Origin of the sequence: Streptomyces sp. NPDC050636, from assembly GCF_040654775.1 — a bacterium.
Lineage (GTDB): Bacteria > Actinomycetota > Actinomycetes > Streptomycetales > Streptomycetaceae > Streptomyces.
In genome coordinates, this window is record NZ_JBFAIP010000001.1 from 160,626 (window position 1) to 179,892 (window position 19,267).

Consider the following 19,267-nt stretch of genomic DNA (forward strand, 5'->3'; position numbering starts at 1 on the left):
AGTGCGGTCCGTGCTGCGAGTGCTGTGGGTACTGCGAGCGCTGTGGGTATTGCAGGCGTGCGAAACGTTGCGGGCGTGGTGAGCGAGTAACCCGTTCACGGACGGCGCCTCAGGTCGTCCAACGTGGCGGCGACGCCAGGCAGTTCGGAGCGAGCGGGCGCCAGCAGGCCGTCGAGGAACAGCTGCAGATGCCGGTGCACGAATCTGTCGAAGTCGACGCAGCCGCTGCCCGGCAACGGGCGCGTGAGCTGAGTGATCGCGACCATCAGGTCACCGACGGCGATGTCGGTACGCAGCTGGCCGCTGTCGCGCGCGGCACCCATGACGGCCTCGATGGCCACCTCCAGGCGTTCGCTCGCCGCGAGCAGTTCGGGATGCGCCGGGTCGATACCGTCCGAGAGCAGCGGGCACAGCGCCCCGATCCGCTCCTCCACCGCATCGTGGACGAAGCGCCTCAGCGCTTGGAAGGCATCGGACTCCTCGGCGAGGGCGCTCTCCGCGCGATCCGCGGTACGGGACATGACAGAGAGCGTGACGTGGTGGATCAACTCCAGGCGATCCGCGAAGTGACGATAGAGCGTCGCATTTCCGACACCCGCGCGTCGAGCGATTTCATCGAGCGGGACCTCGGCCCCGAACTCGACCATCGTCTCGCGGGCGGCCGCGATGATCCGTTCCCGGTTGCGCAGGGCATCGGCCCGCAGACGGGGCTGCCGAGGCTTCGTTCGGCTGTCGGCGGTGTCGGTCACGCTGCTGGTCACACAGTCGGTCGCGGTCACGGCGGCACTCACTCCTCTCACTCGTTCGTCACTGTTCGTAGGCTGGGGGCCCACCCGAAGAACCGGGGAGACGATCCCCGGTTCCTGCGGACGTCTGGTTAAACGGGGAGACCGTCCCCGGATATTTCACTCACGGATATGACCCGCATCACACCATCGCGTCACGTCATCGCGTCACAGCCTCACGTCACAGCCTCACGTCACACCATCGCGGCACACCCACCCCCTGCCGCCCTACGGGCCATGCCTCCAGATGACGTAACTCCGCGCGCGGGCGATCACCCGGCGACACAGGGTGATCGATATGAGGCAGAGGCAGAAGATATCCGCGGCCTTGGCCGCAAGCGCGGCGACCGCCGCCGCCGCGGCCGCCACCATGGCGATGGGCTCGCCGCCTCCCGCCGCGGTCATGCCCCCGGCGATCGGCGCGCCCCCGAGCGGACCGTGCGCCCTGCGCGGCATCCGGGACAACGTCTCCGAATCCGCGACCACCCCCGCCGGCTACGCCCGCTCCTACGGAACCGTGAAGGCGCTGACCCTCTTCATCGACTTCCCGGACGCCCGCGCCACGATCACCCCCCGCGCCCGCTTCGCCGAGTTCTTCCCGGCCGCGACGGACTTCTTCCGCGCCAGCTCGTACGGCAGGCTCAGCTACCGCCCCACGCCCCTCCTGAGGTGGATACACATGGCGCGGCCCCTCTCCGCGTACGGCATCACGCGCGGCGCGGCCTTCGACCCGGTCGGGGACACCGGCTATTACGCGCTCTCCCGGGAGATCGTGCGCGCCGTCGACGGCTCGGTCGACTTCCGGCGGTACGACGTGATCAACGTCCTGGCCGCGCCCAACGCGGGCCCGGCAGCGACCCATACGGTCCTGTCCGTCACCTTCAGCGGCGGCGACATGGGCCTGCGGACCGCCGACGGGGTGTCGTTCCGGAACGCGTCCTTCATCTGGAGCCGGCAGGCCGGGGAGAGCGCCTTCCGCGTCCTCAACCACGAGAACGCCCATTCCTTCGGACTCCCCGACCTCTACTACACCAACGACCGCGGCGCCCCGACCCTGGTCGGCCACTGGGACCCGATGGACGAGGACTGGGGGCCGAGCAACGACTTCCTCGGCTGGCACAAGTGGAAGCTCGGCTGGCTCGCCGCCGACCAGGTGCACTGCGCGCAGCGGGGTGGGGCGGCCGCCGAACATACCCTCAGCCCGGCGGCCACGCCCGGCGGCACCAAGATCGTCGTCATTCCGACCGGCGCCCGCAACGCCCTCGTCGCCGAGGCCCGCACCCGCGGCCCGCTCGACCCGGCGGTCTGCCGCCCCGGCGTGCTGGTCTACCGCGTCGCCGCCGGCGTCCCCACAGGCCACGGCCCGCTGCGCGTCGTGGACGCGACCCCGCACAGCCGCGGCTGCTTCACCACGGACAAGTACGTCGACGCGGGGCTGACCGATGCCACCTTCCGCCCCGGCGCCACCTACACCGACCGCGAGAGCGGCGTCTCCGTCACCGTCCTGGACGAGCGGCCGGACGGCACCTACCGGGTACGAATATCCCCGGCGCGAGCCTGACCCCGGTCCGCGCCCTCACCCTCACCCTCGCCCGGCCCGCGCCCGATCCCCGACATCGCTCGCGCTCCTCACCCACCTCGTCGTCTACTCACCCCCGGCCTTCCGCCAGTACTGCCGCCCGATGCTGATCAGCCGCAGCTGGCGCCGTGCCACCCGCACCACCCGCTCGGCCTCCCCCGGCTCCCCGTCCTCGGCGTCGAGCACCGCTGCGGCCGTCGCCACCAGCCGGTCCACGTACAGCTCCGCCAGCATCCGCACATCGTCATCGCTCCAACCGTCCGACGCCGGCTGGGACTTGAGCGCCGCCGCGACCTCCTCGGCAAAGCGGTCCAGCTCACCCGCGATGGCCTGCCGCACGGCCCGTACGCCGCCGTGCCGTTCGCGCGCCACGAACCGTACGTGCGCGGGGTGTTCGCGCACATGCCGCTCAACGACCGCGACGGTACGGTCGATCCGCTCCTCGGCCGCGGCCTGTTCGGCGAGGATCGCGCGCACCATCGCGTGCAGACTGCCCAGCGCCTCCTCGACGAGGGCGACGCCCAGCTCGCCCATGTCCCGGAAGTGCCGGTAGAACGCGGTCGGGGCGACCCCCACCACCCGCGTCACCTCCCGCAGTCCGAGGCTGCTCAGGCTCTGCTCCGCCAACAGGCCGAGCGCCGCGTCGAGCAGCGCCTGGCGGGTCTTCCGCTTCTGGGCCTGCCGGACTCCAAGGGTGTGACTCATGTCATCCAGTAAACAACCGTTCTCCGAACACTTCCACTCGCGGGCGGTCGTAGACTGAGGATGTCAGTGAACAACTGTCCTCTGAAATGTTCTCCGAACCGTCCTGGACCGTTCTCCGAACCTTTCCGATCCGTTCCGGAGCGCTCCGAACCGTTGCAGACCGCTCCGAGCCGTTACAGACCGCTCCGAACCGTTCCCTGGCTCACCGTCCGCCCTCCGAGCTGGAAAGGCAGATCATGCTCTTCCTCGTCGCAGCCCTCCTCCTGATGGGGATCATGCTGGGCACCGCGGCACACCTCCCCCTTCCCCTCACCCTCATCGCCGCAGCCGTCATCGCGTGCTGGCTGCTCGTCTTCTCCCTCCGCGAACGCCGCCACAACACCGAGGGGGCCTCCCGATGACCAGCCTCAGCGAAGCCATGCCCCGCTCGCGCCGCGCATTCCACCCCCACGCCGACGGTATGGCCGTGGCCTCCTTCGTCCTCGGACTGCTCGGCACCCTGGTCCTCAACATCGTCCTGGGCCCCTGCGCACTGATCCTGGGCGCCACCGCCCTGGCCCGCCGCACCAACCGCCGCGGCCGCGCCCTCCTGGGCATCGCCCTCGGCGCAGCCGACCTGATCATCCTCGCCGTCCTCGTCACCATGGACGGCACGGTCAGCTGGCACTTCGGCGGCTGACACGGCTCAGGCGGACCCCCCACACAGGGACTCCGACGACTGCGTGACCGCCGGCTCACTCATGCCACAACTCGGCGAGCCGCGGCCGCGCATACCGCCGCCACTCCCGGCCGGCAACACGAGCACCCCAAGGCGCGGTCGACCGACGCCACCAGCAGCCCTACAGGGCGAGCACAACGCCCACCTGACAGACCCTCGCATGGCCACCGAAGAGGTCGAGCCTCCACCGCCACCGCGACGCCCCCACCCCCTGACCAGGACATGCCCGCCCACAGAACCCAGTCCCCCCTCCGGCCGACGACCCGGTACGCTAGCCCTCGGCTGCCTCACCAACAGCCACGCCTCCGTAGCTCAGGGGATAGAGCACCGCTCTCCTAAAGCGGGTGTCGCAGGTTCGAATCCTGCCGGGGGCACGCTAAAGCAGCAGGTCAAAGGCCCTGTCGCCCACTGGGGCGACAGGGCCTTTGGCTTCCGGCACGGATTCAGCACACATGGGATGTGCGCCGAGGGTGGGGAGCTGTATCGCGATGCCCGCAAAGGACGAACTGGCCAAGCGCCGCTACGACAACCTGGTCGACCGCCTGGAGATCCTGATGAAGGCTTCACTGAAGCCCAGCTACCAGGGCTACCACGGACAGCTGGTCCTGGGCAGCAGTGACCTCGAAGACATGGGCGACCTCAAGGACGTACGGCGTGCTGCCCGCGAGGCAGGCCGCCGTCTCGGCTGGCAGCCGAAAACCCACCTCGTGGACGGTCGCCTCTTCGTCTACGACGACCGCGAGGTGCCCGAGGAGGTCAGTCGGCTGGCGATGCGCGACGCAGCCGAGGCCATCGACTCGTTCATGCGGCCTCACATGAACCGGGCTCCCCGGAACAGCTAAGCGGCACCCTGACACCAGGTGCTGCCCTGCCTACCTGGTGAGGCCGCACATGGCACCGTCACCGCCGCCGCACTCCTCGTCTGGCTCCGATAGTGAGTGGAGGGATGGAACCAACTGTTGCCGCATCGTGCCACGTGAGCGGGGAGCCCGAGGTGGTGAGGCGAAATCGGGTTGTGCCTGGGTAGATGATCGGCTTGGGTTCCTGCTCGTGACTGCCTTGAATGATCTCGTACGTCCGGACCGCTATCCGCGCTCCTCTCGCTATGACCCCGCCTGGTTGCTCGACCTCGACATGGGGCCGAACCCATTGTGGCTGCTGGAGGGCCTCGCCCGGGACCTTGATCTGCGCCCGGGGATGCGGATTCTCGACCTCGGCTCCGGCAAGGGTGCCACGTCGGTGTTCCTGGCCCGCGAGTACGGCGTCCAGGTCGTCGCGGCCGACTGGTGGATCGCCCCCGAGGACGCGGCAGATGTCTTCGCCGAGGCGGGTGTCGGCGACCAGGTGACGGCCGCGCGAGCGGAGGCGCACGCCTTGCCGTTCGAGGAGGAGAGCTTCGACGCCATCGTGAGCGTGGACGCGTTCGAGTACTTCGGTACGGCGGACAGCTATCTGCCCTACCTGCTGCGGTTCCTCCGTCCTGGCGGACAACTGGGCATGGCGACTCCCGCCATGACACGGGAGGTCCGTGAGCTCGGGGCGATCCCGCCCCACATCAAAGCGGTGGTTGGCTGGGAGGCGATCGCCTGGCACACGGCGGAGTGGTGGCGCTTCCAGTGGGAGATCACCGAGTTGGTGGAGGTCACGTCCGCGCAGCTGCAGCAGGACGCCTGGCAGGACTGGCTGCTGTGGGTCCGGGCAGCGGCCGAGCACCAGCCGGACGGCCGGAACGTGAACCAGCCCGTCATCGACATGCTCACCACAGACGGCGGGGAATTCCTATCCTTCGCTCTGGTAACCGCACGTAAGAACTGAGCAGACTTCACGCCGTCGGCAATTCTGTCTCTCCGATCGTGATCGGAGAGACAGAACCCGGCAGCCATCGGCACGGATCAGACACACATCACACCGCGACGCCCTCCAGGGCGGCCACCGTGTCTGCGGCCTCGCGCGCCTTCTTCTCTGCCTTCTCCAGCCTGGCTTTCGCCTTGGCCAATTGCTTGGCGCGGCGCTTGTGCATCTTCTTTGAGACCTCGTCGAGGCGGTCTGGGAAGAGATGGCCGTACGTGTCCAACGTCAGCGTCGCGGACTTGTGTCCAAGCATGCTCTGAACGACGTTGACGTCCGCACCGCTGGCGATGGCGAGCGAGGCCGCCGTGTGGCGCAGCTTGTGCGGGGTGAGCTTGAGGTGGCCAAGGCCCGCCTTGATGGCCGCCGGTGCGAAGAACCGCTGACGGAAGTTGCGGGCACGCAGCGGTCCACCCTGCGGGGCGGTGAACAGCAGCTCGTCCTCGCCCCGGTCCTCCACGTGGGGCTTCAGCTCCTCGACGAGGAACCGCGGGATCGGCACGGACCGACGCTCGTGGTTCTTGGGGCTGTCGAGGTAGAGCTTGCCGTTGTCCTCGACGTACGCCTCGACGATGTGCGCGCGGCACACGTCCAGGTCGACCCGGCCCACCTTCAGCGCGGACGCCTCACCCCAGCGCAGGCCCGTGTAGCCCAGCAACAGGATGAAGATGCGGTACGCGCATGCCGCGTTGGCCAGCGCCTCGACCTGCATGTCGTCGAGATAGACGTGATCGGCCGGCACCGCCTTGGGGAGGGCAACGCCGGCGGCCGGGTTGAAGGCCAGGCGACGAGACTTGACCGCGAAGCCGAGCACGCGGCTGAGGACGACGTACGCCTTGCGAACCGAGCGCGCACTGAGCTTCCTGCCGCCCGCCGCGTCGCCAGACAACATCTCGGCGAGCCACTCGGAGACGTCCTCGAAGCGGATGCGGTCCAAGGGGGTGGAGCCCCACTTGGGGATCAGGTGGACGTCGAGAACGCCCCGGTAGCGGTTGCGAGTTGAGCGCTTGAGGTGGACCTGCGCGGCCAGCCAGGACTCCGCCACATCCGCGAACTTCACGCGTCCTGCGGCCGGGTCTCGGTACGTGCCATCTGAGAGTCGGGACTCCATCCTCGTGCGCTCGGCCTCTGCGTCGACCTTGCGGGCCACGGTCTTCATCTTCGGCTTACCGTCAGGGCCATACCAGCGCACGCGGTAACGCCCAGGAAGGGTGCGGCCTGCCTGCTTGGCCTTCGCCACGGCCTGTACGTACGCCGCGTGCCCGATACGGTCCTCGATCCAGACGCGCGCCATCAGCCACGCACCCGGAGAGCGCCGGCAGCCACGGGGGTTGCCACCAGACACGACTCAAGCAGGGCGCTGGGGACAACGCCGAGGGCAGTGGCGATGGCGACGAGGTCGTCGATGTCGCAGCGGCGACGGGTGCGCTCGGTGCGGCTGAGGGCGGTGTTGGTCAGTGGCCGACCCAGGGTGGTGCAGCGTTCGGCGAGCTGGTGCTGGGTGAGGCCGTGGGCCAGGCGCAGGCGCTCGATATTGAGGGCGGCCTGGATTCCGGCGGGGCCTATTTCTACGGGTCGTGTTGCCATGACAGACAGCTGTAACTCGAATTGCCCGGCCAAGGCAAGAGTTAGCTCTAAAACTCTCCACTACTTGCGGACGCCAGATAAGTCGCGGCATGAGATGTGCGATTCGGTGAAGCCGGAATTCTGTGCTACGGTCCCGCGCCGCTGCAACGGCGGTGGGTGCCGCAGGCTGTCCAGCACCCTCCTGGCCTCGGGGTTTGTCCTCGCGGAACTGGTCGGCGCCGCCGGGATTTTCCGGGAAGAAACGGACAGATGCATCGCGGGGCTTTTCGGCGATGAAGATCCACAGCGGATTTGGGTTTACGGTTTTAGTCCAGTCGGCGACATGCCGTTTGGTGCGGCCGCAGGAAATCCGCAAAATACTGCTGGATGCGCCAGGAAACTTGTGGCCATCATGACCATCCCCCTATCCCCGTAAAGGAGACCCATGCCCCGAACCTCTCGCTCCGCAGCCGCCTCCGGCGATGCGGGCCGCCCCCCGCTGGCCACACCGGAGGAAGTCGCCACCTACCTCGGTGTGCCGGTGAAGACCCTCTACCAGTGGCGGCATCGCGGGATCGGCCCGAACGTCCTCAAGGTCGGCCGACACCTGCGCTACCGCTGGCAGGAGGTCGACACATGGTTGAACGCCCAGACGTCGTACGACCTCACGGCCTGACCCCGCACCCGACGGCGACAACGAAACGGCCCCCGGCGCGCCAACGCCGAGGGCCGGAGATTCCCCTGCCGACCACTCATCCCTGAACGACGAGCTGGTGAGGGGCGGGACCTAGCCCGTCCTGCCCCTCACCGGAGAGGAACGTCTATGGAGGACTCTACGTCCCCCACCACCACAAACACATCCCCCAAGACTGTCTGGCCCACGGCCGCGGTCCCCGGCCAGGGCATCCCCTACCGCCGAGGGGACCACGCGGACACACCGTCCCCTGCATCGAGGACCGCACAGCAATCGCCGGACGCCGAAGCACACGGGGACCAGCGCCCCGCTGACGCGGCGGCTGGGGACCGTCCCCACGATGTCCCCGATCCCCGGTCCCCGCAAGCCACGGGCCCGATATCCACACCCGGTGGAAACGCGCAGGCCAGCGGCATGGAAACGGGGACCGGTCCCCAAGACACGGGCGTTGCACCAGGGGACCGTGATCACGGTCCCCGCCAGCTGCCGGGGACCGACGGTCCCATGGAGGGGACCACCCAGCAGGACGGGACCGGTCCCGCCGACTCACGGGGACCGGATCAGGAGACCGGTCCCCAGGCGCCCAAGGGACCGGGAGACCGCGCGGAACTGGGTTCCGGTGAGGGTGCACAACTGCTGGACGAGTTGCGGGCGGCGATCGGCAAGTACGCGGTGCTGCCCAGCGAGGAGGCACTGACTGCGGTCACGCTGTGGGTGGCGGCCTCCCACATCCAGACAGCTCTGCAGCACGCACCCCGCCTGGCGGTCATGAGCCCGACGAAGGGCTGCGGCAAGTCCCGCGTTCTGGACGTGCTCCACGAGACCGCCCACAAGCCCATGATGACGGTGAACACCTCCCCGGCCGTCATCTTCCGCATCATCGGCAAGAACCCGCCCACCCTGCTGGTGGACGAGGCCGACACCATCTTCGGCCCCAAGGCAAGTGGCGACAGCGAGATCCTGCGCGGCCTGCTGAACGCCGGGCACCAGCGCAACCGGCCCGCCTGGCGCATCTCCGGACCGGAGCACAAGCCCACCCCGTACCCGACCTTCGCCATGGCCGCCATCGCCGGGATCGGCGACCTCCCGGACACAATCACGGACCGGGCCGTCGTACTGCGCATGCAGAAACGCAAGCCCGGTGAGAAGGTCACCCCCTTCCGCTCGCGGTACGCGGTGCCCGAACTCAACGCACTGCGCGACCAGCTGGCCGCCTGGCTGGGTCCGCTGCGAAGCACGGCTGCCCGCATGGTGCCCAAGATGCCGGTCGAGGACCGGGCGGCGGACACCTGGGAGCCGCTGGTCATCATCGCCGACCTCGCCGGCGGCCACTGGCCCGCGAGCGCTCGTGCCGCCTGCCTGACCATGACCCGGCACGAAGCGGCCCAGGACGAGCAGACCAGCCTGAAGACGCGGCTGCTGCGCGACATCCACCGCATCTTCGAGCGGGAGAACAACCCCGAGGCCCTGCCTACCTACGATCTGGTCGCGGCCCTGATTCAGGACGCCGATGGCCCGTGGGCGGAGTACGGCACCAAGGGCCTGAACGCCTACCACCTGGGCAACCTGCTGCGGGACTTCGGCATCGGCCCGGCCAACTACCGGTTCGACAAGGGCAGGCAGGCCAAGGCGTACATGCGCAACCGGTTCCTGGATGCGTGGGCTCGTCACTGCCCCGACCTCGTCGAGACAGCGTCGCCTGATCCCGGACAAGGGGTCGCGCCCGCGCGCCCGGCCCACAGGCTGCCGCCCGCCGCCCCGACGGGGTCGCTGCCCATCGGCCCGCCTGGCGGCACCACCGGCCCCAAGCGCACCCGCTAACCCGGCCGGTCCTGGGTCCGTATCAATCCGTCGCGTCCGTCCCCGCGCAGGTCAGCGCGGGGACGGACGTCCTCACCGGGACGGACTTCTCCGTACCAGCACCCGCATCCGTACCTGCTCTGACCAGCCCTGCAACGGATGCAACGGACGTGACGAAGTCCCGCCACGCACCACTGGAGCACCACCATGCACGACAACACCACCACCAACGACACCCCCTCCCGGCGCCGCAGGGGATGGTTCGGCCTGGCCCGACGAACAGCAGCAAGCTGGAGCGAACGAGCCTCTAAAGAGGCTTCGTCCGCGCTTGCCCCCGCCCCAGGGGTGGCGGAGGAAGAGGGGGCCGGGCGCCAGCGGGCACCCGAGCCGGGGGAGGGGAAGGCCGAGCCCAACGCCGACAGCGCCGAGCACCCCGCCGTCCCGCATACCGAAGTGCCCGCCGATGTACGACTGCCCATTGAGAAGCCCTCGTGGCGTGAGCCCGACGCCCCGGTGCTGCCCGCGCGGATGAACCGCAAGCGCACCACCGAGAAGCGCGACCAGGTCAAGAACATCCGCTTCACCCGGACCGCCGTAGGCATCATCAGCGCCGAAGCCAAGCGGCGCGGCCAGACGTTCGCCGGGTTCGTCGGCGACGCCGCGCTGGCGGTCGCGCTCGGCAAGGCGAACATGGTCGGCAGCCCAGAGGATGACCCCATCCGCCCGCTGGTGGAGGCCGTCGAGGCACACACCAAGGCGCTGAACCGGATAGGCACCAACCTCAACCAGATCACGATGGCCGTCCACTCCGGCGCGATACCCGAGCGCACCGAAGCCGTACTCGAAGGCATCGACCAGGCTGCCGAGGCCAGTTACAGGCTGATCGACCAGCTGCTGGCGCAAGGGACCGCTCATGGTGCCTGACGTCTCCACCGGATCCGACACCCGCGGGTTGATCGCCTACCTCTTCGGCCCCGGTCGCCGCGACGAACACACCGACCCACACATTGTCGCCGCCTGTGACCTTGCCGGCGCCCCTGACCCCGGCCGCGACCCCACCGCCACATACACCCAGCTCGCCAAGCGCCTCGACCACCACGTCGACCTGCGCACCCGCGAACTGGGCGGCAAGAGGCCACCGCAGCACGTGTGGCACTGCCCGGTGCGTACCGCCCCTGGTGACCGCTACCTGACCGATGCCGAGTGGGCCGAGGTCGCGCGCCGCGTCGTCGACGCCACCGGCATCGCCCCCAAGGGCGACGAGAAAGCCTGCCGATGGATCGCGGTACGGCACGCGGATGACCACATCCACATCCTGGCCACCACCGTCCGCGCCGACGGCCGCCGTGCCCGGACTAACCGGGACGGCTGGCGGGCCCAGAAGGAGTGCCGCAAGGTCGAGGCCGAGTTCGGGCTGCGCCGTCTGAAGTCCGGCGACCTCACCGCTCCCCGCACGCCGACCGGGGCGGAGCGGGCCAAGGCCGAGCGCCAGGGCCAGGACGTGACCGCGCGGGAGTGGCTGCGCGAGCAGGCGTACACGGTCGCCGCCTCCGTACACAGCATCGACGAATACTTCACCGTGCTGGGCTCGCTCGGTATTCAGGTCAAGGCGCGCATCGGCCCGGAGACCGGTGAGGTGACCGGTTACAGCCTGGCCGCCCCTGGCGACACCGTTTTCTTCGGCGGATCCAAGCTTGCCCCCGACCTGTCGTACAACCGCTTGTGCGAACGTCTCCCCGTCCAGGAGGTGGCCGACCGCCCGGAATCGGTGACGGACCCAGCCGGCCCGTGGCGCCGCACCGAATCCGCCCTGCACACGGCACGCACGGTTCTCGACGCTGGCGACGACGCGATGGCCCAAGGCCGCCTGGACGCTTTTGGTGACACCTTGCACAACCTCGCCCGCGCCACACCCGGCCCGCACCAGGCCGAACTGCAAGCGGCAGCCAGGGCGTTCAATCGGGCCCGGCGCTCGGTCATCCGGGCCGACCATCACGCTGCCACTGAACTACGCCAAGCCGCCAAGGAACTCGCGTACGCCCCCAACATTCCGGGCGGCCTCGCCATCGCCGTCGTCTTCGCCGCCCTGCACCTGGCCCAAGCCGCCGCCCACTGGCACGCACAGCGCGGCCACGAACAGCAGGCCGCCGCAGCCGAACAAGCCGTGCGTCACCTCCAAGCCACCTACCACCAGGCCGCCGAGCCGGTCCTGGCGGACCTCGCCCGCCGCGCCCCACGCCCCCAGACCACCGACCGTTTCGAGGCCACCGTGCGACAAGCCATCCCCGACCACGCCGACCGCATCCTCGCCGACCCTGCATGGCCCGCCCTGACCACCACCCTCGCCCGTGCTCAAACCGCTGGCCACAACCCCCGCGAAATCCTGGCCGAAGTGGCCGCCCACCGAGAACTCGACACCGCCGAACGCCCCGCCGAAGTCCTCAACTGGCGCATCACCGCACAGCCGAACAGGCGCGCACAGGCAGCCCGTGCCAGCAGTACCCGCTACATCACACCCACCGCACGCACCACGCCCACATCACACTCCGCACCCGCGGCAGTCAGCGAACAGCTTGCGGATCGGCGCCGACGCCGATGACCACGGCCTGCTTCTTCAGCTCGACCTGGCCGAGGACAGCGTGGCCACGAGCGCGTCCGGATCTCCGGCGTAGACGATCACCTCTTCGTCTTCGGCTGGGGCATCGAAGCGGGCGAAGAAATCGTCGAGGGCTTCGGGGGTCACGGTGAGGGCATTGGCATCCTCACGTTGGTTGCGCTCGGTGAGGCGGCGGAGCAGTTCCTCCCGGTCAGCGGGGAGGTAGACCACGAGGGGGTGGCCGCCCGCTTCTCGGGCGGCCTGCCGCCAGGCATCACGCTCGCTACGACGCCACAGCCCGTGGTCCAGGACGACGTCATGTCCCGCTTCGATCTCCTTGATGAAGCGTTCCCGGGTCGCATCGATCACGGGGCGTTCGCGCTCGAAGTAGGTGTGCTCGGGGTAGTCCACGCCGTACCGGCCGTGAAGGCGGTGCACCTCCTCATCCACCGACAATCGGATGTAGCCGTGGTCGGTCAGGGCCTGGGCGACGGTGGTCTTCCCAGAGCCGGTCAGGCCGGCCAGGAGAACGGCGAGAGGCACGGGTCGGTCATCCCTTCCGCGACAAGGGTGCGTGAACGCGGGCATTGTCTCTAATCCTGGCCAGTGTGTGCGTACGGCCGCCAGGTGGTGAAGATGCTGCGGGCCTCGGCAGGCCAGCCGAAGGGCATACGGTCCAGGCTCACCCGACGGAAGGCGAACCGCGGATCGCTGATGTTGATCACGCCGCCGTGCTGGCCGACGTGGTCCAGCAGGCGGCTCGCCTCGTCCCGCACAGCCGGGGTCCGTTCCTGCCAGGTGCCGGACGAGAAGTGCTGCACCCGGCGGCGGAGGTCGTCCAGGACGCCCGAGCGCCACTTGAAGTGGTGAACCGCGCAGATGCGGTCCGCGTCCGGCCGGTGGCCGGGTGCCCGGTGATTGCCGGAGGCGACGGTGACGTCGTGGCGGGCGAGGGCGATCTTTCTGGGGTCGCCGTGCAGGAGCCGGTGGGTGAGGTGACCGCCGAGCGGATAGGCGAGATCCAGGCCGCCTTCGGGCCTCCAGCCGGTCAGGCGTCCGCTTGCGGCGACCCGGTCAATCATCAGCCCGCCGATCACGCGGTGCCCGGACATCTCGGCCTGGGCGATCACCTCCGGTAGCGGGGCGGGGTACTGCTGGAACTCGTCGGCGTCGGCCAGTAGGTGCCAGCCCGGACCGGCCCTGTGGCGGAGGGAGTCGCGGAGCTGGGTGTTGGTGTGCTCGTGCCATGGTCCGGTGCTGGTTCCGGTCGGGATGACGCCGAGCTCGCGGCATGCGGCTTGGAGTTCGTGCCGTTGCTTGTCGGGAACGTGCTCGGGGAAGTGGAAGGCGATCAGGAGCCGCTCGATGCCCAGCCACCGGTAGTGGCGGACCCAGGTGGCCAGCAGCGGTACCTCGATGGGGCCGATGACAGCGATCAAGGCGGGAGGCGTGCTCAGCATCGGGACTCCTTCGTGCGAAGTGAGGCGAAGGTCCGGGTGAGGAAGTCGGCTTGGTCGGCCGCGGTCCACATGCCCAGCAGCCGGGGCGCCTCGGCGCCAGGCCGCTCGGGCGGCTGACGGACCACGGTGTGCAGGGCATCGGTGAGTCCGTCGGGATCGCCGGCGGGGAAGGTCAGTGCCCAGGACTGGCCGTGAAGACGCGCGGTGAGGGACGGGTCGTGGTCGGAGACGATCAGAGGGACGCCGAGACGGACGGCGTCCATCACGAGCCCGGATTCCTTGCCGACGCCGGGATGCCGGGCGACCAGAGCGGCATCCGCAGCGGCGTACACCAGCCGCAGCACCGGCTCCGCGACAGGGCCGGGCACAGTGTGCAGACGCAGGTTGGGCAGGGCCCGCCACCGCTCCAGCACAGCCTCATCGAGGGGGCTGCCGCAGACCACGAGGTGCAGCGGTTCCTTCAGGCAAGCCAGGGCGGCGTCGACGGTCGCGATGTCCTTGTACGGCCACCAGCCGCCGACCAGGCACACCACGGCTTCGACGGTGGGGATGATGTCGAAGGCGATGCGGCCGCCTTCGCGTTCGGCGTCGGTCAGGCGGCGGCCCTCGTCGACCGCGAAGGCCCGCACTACCGCAGGCAGGTCCAGGAAGACCGCCGCGAACTGATCGCTCACAGCCTGTGTCGGGTACACGGCGAGCACCTTCTTTTCGCCCCGTTGGGCGAGCTGACCGATCAGCCGCACGACTGCGTCCTCCGTGGTGACCAGTTCGTGCACGAACCGCAAGTGCGGCTGGCTGCCGAGGAGGGCGGCGGCGCCGTGCAGTGCTTCGGTCGCGGTCAGGATCACCACCGCCTCGGCGTCAGACTCCAGGCGGCGGGCGGTCCGCAGGGCAGACGCCTCCGCAAGGCATCGGGCGACGAGGGTGATCTGGTGCGGGATCCGCCGCAGGACGCGGGGCCAGCGGCGCGAACGGAAGACCCGTTGCCCGGCCGAGGAGAGGCTGGCGGCAAGGCGGGATGCGGCCAGCAGGCCAGCCGCCGGACGTCCCGCTGGCGCGATCACCAGCCGGGCCCCGGCCTCGCGCAGGGCTCCTGTCGTGTCGGGGGCGATCCCGTTCGGGGCGATGACCAGGCTGCCGGGCCGAGCCTGGGCGAGTGCCACCAGCGCACGCTGATGGTGCCCGCCCAGGCGGTCGGCGTACGGCTCGATCAGCACGAGAGGGCCGGTCATCCGGCCACCGCCTGATCCCCGTGGGCGGCGGTGAACCTGGCCCGCAGCCAAGACGGATCGTTGAGGTGGTCGAACAGCTTCGGGTTGCGGGCAGCTTCGCGGGCGAAGCCGACGCCCTCACGAGCCCCCGCCGCGGCGTAGGTGGCGAACTCCCCGTCCCGGCTGGTGATCCATGCCGCTACCCGGTGACGGGCATCCTCGTCCGCCATGCCGTACTCACTCCCACGAGCGAGCATTGCGCACTCGCGGAAACCCGCCTTCCAGGCGTGGAAGGGGCTCTGATTGAACCGCGTGATACCCGCGGACTGTTCGGCGAACTCGATGCGGCCGGGCAACGCGGCGAGTACATCCACGGCCTCGCCCATCTCGCGCAGGGCACTGCGGCGGATCAACTTCAGGCCGCCGTACCCGTAGGTCAGGCCGTTGACCGGATTGACCGCCCGCCACACCCGCATGGACACGCCCTCGCCCAGTGGCTCGACGGCGGCCGGGTCGAAGCCGGTGTCGATGGCGAAGTCGCCGTCGGCGAGGAAGAACTGCTCGCGGTCGACGACTTCGGCGCACAGCCAGTAGGCCCGGCGCATCCCGTGCACGCCATGCAGACGCTTGACCGAGTCGCCGAGCGTCCGCTGAAGCCGGGAGTGCAGGCAGTCGGCCATCGGCTCGTCGTAGGAGAGGAGGACCGCGTCGAAGTCGGTCACGACAGGGCCTCCAGGTAGCGGGCGGCGACCTGGGCGGGCGCGAAGTCGGCAGTGGAGGCATGGGCGCGCTTGGCATGGATGGCGTGGAACTCGTCATCCATGGCCAGGCGTTCGGCTAGAGCAACGGCCTCGGCCGGAGTGGTGAAGCACAGCTCGGGGTCGACGTGCTCGGCGAGCCAGCCCAGGCGCGGGGCGATGACAGGCAGTCCCATGCCCTGGCAGTCGATCACGCTCATGGACCAGGGGCAGCCGGCCCTGAACGGGGCGATGCCGAAGCGGGCGTCGGCCAGCAAGTTCTTGTAGCGGACGCGGTCACCCCGGTCGGAGACGACCTGAACGTGCGGCAGGGCAGCAAGCTGGTCGCGCATCCGCTCGGGGCTGTCATCCAGGCCCGTACGAGATGCCCGGCGCTGGCCGAACAGATCCATGACCCGCAGATGGACTGCGCCGGAGGCCACTAGGTCGCGGGCCAGGTGCACGAACCGCTCGGTGCCGTAGTGCGCGTACAGCCGGTGGTTGTAGACGCCGATCGACGAAGTGCCCTGGCGACGATGGGCCGTGACGGGGTCGTGAACCAGCCGCTCGTCACGCGGCGCCGGTACCACCCGCAACCGGTTCCCGAGATCCACCGTCATACGGGCGGCGGCGGCCGACACCCATGAGGCAGCCGTGGAGGAGTGGACCATCACCCGGTCACAGGCCGCCAGCCCGGCGGCGAACGCCAGCAGCACTGGTTGTCCCAGCCCCGCGTCGTTCAGCGAAGGGTCGAGCAGGAGCTGCCCTCCGCCGGTGAAGGAGAACGGCAGGTAGTGGCAGTAACCAGCCAGCAACGCATCCGACCCGGCCTCCAGCAGGGCCGTGCGGATGGCAGGGGCCTCCTCGATTTGGTTGGCCACGACGGTATCCGGCTTCTCGGCGCGGATCAGCGCCACGAGTTCGTCGACGTCCGTGGAGAATCGGGCGCGGTACTTCGTCCCCGGCACCTTCGTCCGGTGGAAGCCGCAGCGGGTGTCCCCCGCCGCAGCAGGAGCCGCGACGGTCACCTCCGCGTCGGCATCGGCCAGGGCTGGGGCGAGCAGATCCGCGAAGATCCACCCGGAGTCTGCAGACAGCCGGTCGGGGTTGGAGATGTTGAGCAGGTACAGCACGCGCATGATGCTTCGCCTCCCTCGTCTGCCCGGAGCGTCGATCCGGGCCGGTGAGGGAAGGAAAACGGCGACGCGAGCCGTGACGGGATGATGAACTGGGATCACTCACGGTTCATTCATGCTCACCAACGATGACGCGGGGCGGGGCTTCTATGGACGCGCAGGACGAGGAGATCACCGTCGAGCAGGCGGCCGAGAACTTCGCGGCAGAGGTCGCGCGGTGGCGGGAAGTGCGCGGCATGTCCAAGCGGGCCTTAGCGCAGGCCATGGGCTTCGACCCCTCGTACGTGAGCCACATGGAATCCGGCCGCCACAAGCCCAGCGAGGAGTTCGCACGCCTCGCCGACGACGCCCTGAACGCCGGTAAGTCGATCTGGCGACGCTGGTGCGACTACGAGCAAGCCAAGAGCAGAGAGACCCGGGCCCGGCGACCTCCCGCAGCCCCGCCGGCCCCGCGCAGGCCCGAGCAGCCGTACGCAACCGGCTCGGCCCTCGTCGTTGAACACGACGCAGCCCGCCTCCAGTACGACGGCCGCTCCTACCGGCTCACCATGCGCAGGCTGCTGCGGAACACAGGCGAGGAACCGGTGACCCGCTACCTGATCCGCATATCCGTCGACCGCTACCCCGGCGACCCCGAGCGGTCCAACGCCCACTACCGGGCCCACCCGCTGACCTGGGACGAACTCGACCTCACCGCCACCTGCCGGGGCGAGACGATGCGCTGGCAGGCCAAGCACGACCGCGACGCCTTCAAAGAAGTCTGGCTGCTGTTCGACAACGAACACGGCCGCTTCCCGCTCTACCCCGGCGAATCCGTCTGGATCGAGTACGCCTACACCGTCGGCGACGACAAGTGGGGAAACTGGTTCCAGAGGGCCGTTCGCCTACCCACCGAGCAACTCGAAGTGCAGCTCGTCTTCCCCGCCGACCTCGCCCCAGCGGTATGGGGCACCGAGACCTCCATGACCGCCGAAGCCACCCCGCTGCGGACCCCTCCCGTCCGCAGCGACGACGGCGGCCTACGGCAATTCACGTGGATCACAACCACACCCGCCCTGCACGCTCGGTACCGTCTGGAATGGCGGTTCCGGGCACGGCCCGAACCCGACACAGACCAAGGGGAGTTCAGGTGATTGACATGCGGCCCAGCCAGCAAATGCGAGACCTCGGGGTCGTCCAGCGCGGCGCCGGCATCCTCGCTGAACCGGCCCGCGCCTTCGATCTGCCCGCCGAGCGCAACGAGGCCGAACGCGTCGTGGACGAACTCTTCGCCGCCATAGAGCGAATCGGCCAAGTCCACCCCTTCGCCAAGGGCATGGGCCTTGCCGCCCCGCAGATCGGCATCGCACGTGCCGCCGCCGTCGTCCAGCCGCCCGGCGACGCCCCCGCCATCATCCTGCTCAACCCCCGGATCACCGACCGCTCCGAAGAGACGGATGAACAGTACGAGGGCTGCCTGTCATTCTTCGACGTGCGCGGCCTTGTAACGCGCCCGCTGAAAATCACGATCGAGGCCACGACCTTGGCCGGAGAGGCCGCGACGAACGCGTACGAACGAGGGCTCGCCCGCCTCATCCACCACGAGCTCGACCACCTCGACGGCTTGCTCTACACCGCCCGCATGAGGAACGGCATCGAACCGATCCCAGTGGAGGAGTACCGCCAGACCGGCCGAGCCTGGGCATACAAGTAGGAGGCAATCGAGGCCAAGGCGACCCCGGGACTCGCCAGTTCTTTGGCACAAGTGCCCTCTGGGGAACCAGCTGCTCAAAGCGAGCGAAGATGCTGGTGCCGCCTCACGGTGCGGCACCAGCACCAGCAGATCAAGCCCATGCGCCAACACGGCCTACTGCGTGGCCCCTTGTGTGGAATCCGTAGCGCGCCAGGGGAGGGCCGAGGGCCCGATGCAACGCTGCGGTGAGCGTCCCAGCGCCACCTCGGCCGCGCAACAACAGTCTGGACGCGCGTGCACAATTCAGAGCCTCGCGGCCCTCTGAGCTGGAGCGAGTCGACGCAGAGCGGAAGCCGGAGACGGCTGAGCGGCAGGACACTCCTGCACCAAAGCCCTAAGAGTCGGTCGATCCCGCTTGGGCCACGCACCTTCAGGATGTCAGGATCCGACTGCACGATGACGCCAACCGTCGTGCAGTGCAATGAAATTGTGGAATCCACTCCAGGGAGCAATGCGATGCACAAATGGACGCCCCGCCGCCCCACGACGTGCGCAGGTAGTACACGACCGGTGCCCCGCCGTCTCAGCCCAGGCGAGGTTGCCGTCATCATCGCCATTCTGATCCTCGTCTCTCTGATGACTCTGGCGGGAACTCCTCCGCTCACCGTCGTTGAGCTGCTCATTGGATCTGGCGTGATCACCGCCCACGCCATCGGCTTCTCGCCGCAGGTCGACTCAAAGCCCCGGCAGGTGTGAGCCA

The 19,267-nt window shown here is 69.1% G+C and carries 21 protein-coding genes and 1 tRNA gene; 13 read left to right on the plus strand and 9 right to left on the minus strand.

The window, feature by feature from the left end:
* Positions 1-95: 95 nt before the first annotated feature.
* Positions 96-749: a helix-turn-helix domain-containing protein gene (locus AB0I10_RS00805; protein ID WP_363150406.1), complete on the minus strand. Its 654-nt coding sequence runs from the start codon at positions 747-749 to the stop codon at positions 96-98.
* A gap of 334 nt (positions 750-1,083) precedes the next feature.
* Between AB0I10_RS00805 and AB0I10_RS00810 the strand changes: the two genes are divergently transcribed.
* Positions 1,084-2,346 carry a M6 family metalloprotease domain-containing protein gene (locus AB0I10_RS00810; RefSeq protein WP_363150109.1) on the plus strand — a complete coding sequence of 421 codons (1,263 nt, stop codon included), beginning with the start codon at positions 1,084-1,086 and terminating at the stop codon, positions 2,344-2,346.
* Between the two features lie 84 nt (positions 2,347-2,430).
* On the opposite strand, the gene AB0I10_RS00815 is transcribed toward AB0I10_RS00810, so the two are convergent.
* Complete coding sequence (locus AB0I10_RS00815) at positions 2,431-3,069, minus strand: TetR family transcriptional regulator (RefSeq protein ID WP_363150110.1); 639 nt, start codon at positions 3,067-3,069, stop codon at positions 2,431-2,433.
* A 236-nt stretch (positions 3,070-3,305) separates the two neighbouring features.
* Between AB0I10_RS00815 and AB0I10_RS00820 the strand changes: the two genes are divergently transcribed.
* The 5 genes from AB0I10_RS00820 (at position 3,306) to AB0I10_RS00840 (ending at position 5,602) form a co-directional block, all read left to right on the plus strand.
* The gene (locus AB0I10_RS00820) at positions 3,306-3,470 is read left to right on the plus strand and encodes a hypothetical protein (protein ID WP_363150111.1); all 165 of its coding nucleotides are present in this window, start codon (positions 3,306-3,308) and stop codon (positions 3,468-3,470) included.
* Positions 3,467-3,748 carry a hypothetical protein gene (locus AB0I10_RS00825; RefSeq protein WP_363150112.1) on the plus strand — a complete coding sequence of 94 codons (282 nt, stop codon included), beginning with the start codon at positions 3,467-3,469 and terminating at the stop codon, positions 3,746-3,748. The genes AB0I10_RS00820 and AB0I10_RS00825 overlap by 4 nt, the downstream gene beginning before the upstream one ends.
* Before the next feature lie 340 nt (positions 3,749-4,088).
* Positions 4,089-4,161 (plus strand) — tRNA-Arg (locus AB0I10_RS00830).
* 114 nt (positions 4,162-4,275) lie between these two features.
* A complete protein-coding gene (locus tag AB0I10_RS00835; protein WP_363150113.1) occupies positions 4,276-4,629 on the plus strand; it encodes a hypothetical protein in 354 nt (117 codons plus the stop codon).
* 208 nt (positions 4,630-4,837) lie between these two features.
* Complete coding sequence (locus AB0I10_RS00840; protein ID WP_363150114.1) at positions 4,838-5,602, plus strand: methyltransferase domain-containing protein; 765 nt, start codon at positions 4,838-4,840, stop codon at positions 5,600-5,602.
* Positions 5,603-5,690: 88 nt separating this feature from the next.
* Here AB0I10_RS00840 and AB0I10_RS00845 read toward each other — a convergent pair whose 3' ends face one another.
* Both AB0I10_RS00845 and AB0I10_RS00850 read right to left on the minus strand, forming a co-directional pair.
* Positions 5,691-6,929 carry a tyrosine-type recombinase/integrase gene (locus tag AB0I10_RS00845; protein WP_363150115.1) on the minus strand — a complete coding sequence of 413 codons (1,239 nt, stop codon included), beginning with the start codon at positions 6,927-6,929 and terminating at the stop codon, positions 5,691-5,693.
* Positions 6,929-7,222, minus strand: a complete 294-nt coding sequence (locus AB0I10_RS00850) for a helix-turn-helix transcriptional regulator (RefSeq protein WP_363150116.1) — start codon at positions 7,220-7,222, stop codon at positions 6,929-6,931. The genes AB0I10_RS00845 and AB0I10_RS00850 overlap by 1 nt, the downstream gene beginning before the upstream one ends.
* A gap of 424 nt (positions 7,223-7,646) precedes the next feature.
* Between AB0I10_RS00850 and AB0I10_RS00855 the strand changes: the two genes are divergently transcribed.
* The 4 genes from AB0I10_RS00855 (at position 7,647) to AB0I10_RS00870 (ending at position 12,294) form a co-directional block, all read left to right on the plus strand.
* Complete coding sequence (locus tag AB0I10_RS00855) at positions 7,647-7,877, plus strand: helix-turn-helix domain-containing protein (RefSeq protein ID WP_363150117.1); 231 nt, start codon at positions 7,647-7,649, stop codon at positions 7,875-7,877.
* A 522-nt stretch (positions 7,878-8,399) separates the two neighbouring features.
* Positions 8,400-9,716 (plus strand): DUF3631 domain-containing protein, encoded by a 1,317-nt coding sequence (locus tag AB0I10_RS00860; protein ID WP_363150118.1) that lies wholly within the window; start codon positions 8,400-8,402, stop codon positions 9,714-9,716.
* 186 nt (positions 9,717-9,902) lie between these two features.
* A complete protein-coding gene (locus tag AB0I10_RS00865; RefSeq protein ID WP_363150119.1) occupies positions 9,903-10,619 on the plus strand; it encodes a hypothetical protein in 717 nt (238 codons plus the stop codon).
* On the plus strand, positions 10,609-12,294 hold the full coding sequence (locus AB0I10_RS00870; protein WP_363150120.1) for a mobilization protein: 1,686 nt from the start codon (positions 10,609-10,611) through the stop codon (positions 12,292-12,294). Before AB0I10_RS00865 ends, AB0I10_RS00870 begins: the two co-directional genes overlap by 11 nt.
* 15 nt (positions 12,295-12,309) lie before the next feature.
* Here the strand turns inward: AB0I10_RS00870 and AB0I10_RS00875 are convergent, their stop codons facing one another.
* From AB0I10_RS00875 to AB0I10_RS00895, 5 genes are read right to left on the minus strand one after another with little or no spacing between them, the layout of a single operon-like run.
* A complete protein-coding gene (locus tag AB0I10_RS00875; protein ID WP_363150121.1) occupies positions 12,310-12,834 on the minus strand; it encodes an ATP-binding protein in 525 nt (174 codons plus the stop codon).
* 50 nt (positions 12,835-12,884) lie between these two features.
* Positions 12,885-13,751: a glycosyltransferase family 2 protein gene (locus tag AB0I10_RS00880; RefSeq protein ID WP_363150122.1), complete on the minus strand. Its 867-nt coding sequence runs from the start codon at positions 13,749-13,751 to the stop codon at positions 12,885-12,887.
* Positions 13,745-14,983 (minus strand): hypothetical protein, encoded by a 1,239-nt coding sequence (locus tag AB0I10_RS00885; RefSeq protein WP_363150123.1) that lies wholly within the window; start codon positions 14,981-14,983, stop codon positions 13,745-13,747. Before AB0I10_RS00885 ends, AB0I10_RS00880 begins: the two co-directional genes overlap by 7 nt.
* Positions 14,980-15,684 (minus strand): hypothetical protein, encoded by a 705-nt coding sequence (locus AB0I10_RS00890; protein ID WP_363150124.1) that lies wholly within the window; start codon positions 15,682-15,684, stop codon positions 14,980-14,982. The genes AB0I10_RS00885 and AB0I10_RS00890 overlap by 4 nt, the downstream gene beginning before the upstream one ends.
* Positions 15,681-16,838: a glycosyltransferase family 1 protein gene (locus AB0I10_RS00895; RefSeq protein WP_363150125.1), complete on the minus strand. Its 1,158-nt coding sequence runs from the start codon at positions 16,836-16,838 to the stop codon at positions 15,681-15,683. Before AB0I10_RS00895 ends, AB0I10_RS00890 begins: the two co-directional genes overlap by 4 nt.
* A 146-nt stretch (positions 16,839-16,984) precedes the next feature.
* On the opposite strand from AB0I10_RS00895, the gene AB0I10_RS00900 reads away from it, so the two are divergent.
* The 3 genes from AB0I10_RS00900 to AB0I10_RS00910 all read left to right on the plus strand — a co-directional run bounded on the left by AB0I10_RS00900 (position 16,985) and on the right by AB0I10_RS00910 (position 19,263).
* Positions 16,985-17,968 carry a helix-turn-helix transcriptional regulator gene (locus AB0I10_RS00900; protein WP_363150126.1) on the plus strand — a complete coding sequence of 328 codons (984 nt, stop codon included), beginning with the start codon at positions 16,985-16,987 and terminating at the stop codon, positions 17,966-17,968.
* Between the two features lie 5 nt (positions 17,969-17,973).
* Complete coding sequence (locus tag AB0I10_RS00905; protein ID WP_363150127.1) at positions 17,974-18,528, plus strand: peptide deformylase; 555 nt, start codon at positions 17,974-17,976, stop codon at positions 18,526-18,528.
* A 549-nt stretch (positions 18,529-19,077) separates the two neighbouring features.
* The gene (locus AB0I10_RS00910; RefSeq protein ID WP_363150128.1) at positions 19,078-19,263 is read left to right on the plus strand and encodes a hypothetical protein; all 186 of its coding nucleotides are present in this window, start codon (positions 19,078-19,080) and stop codon (positions 19,261-19,263) included.
* Positions 19,264-19,267: the final 4 nt, after the last annotated feature.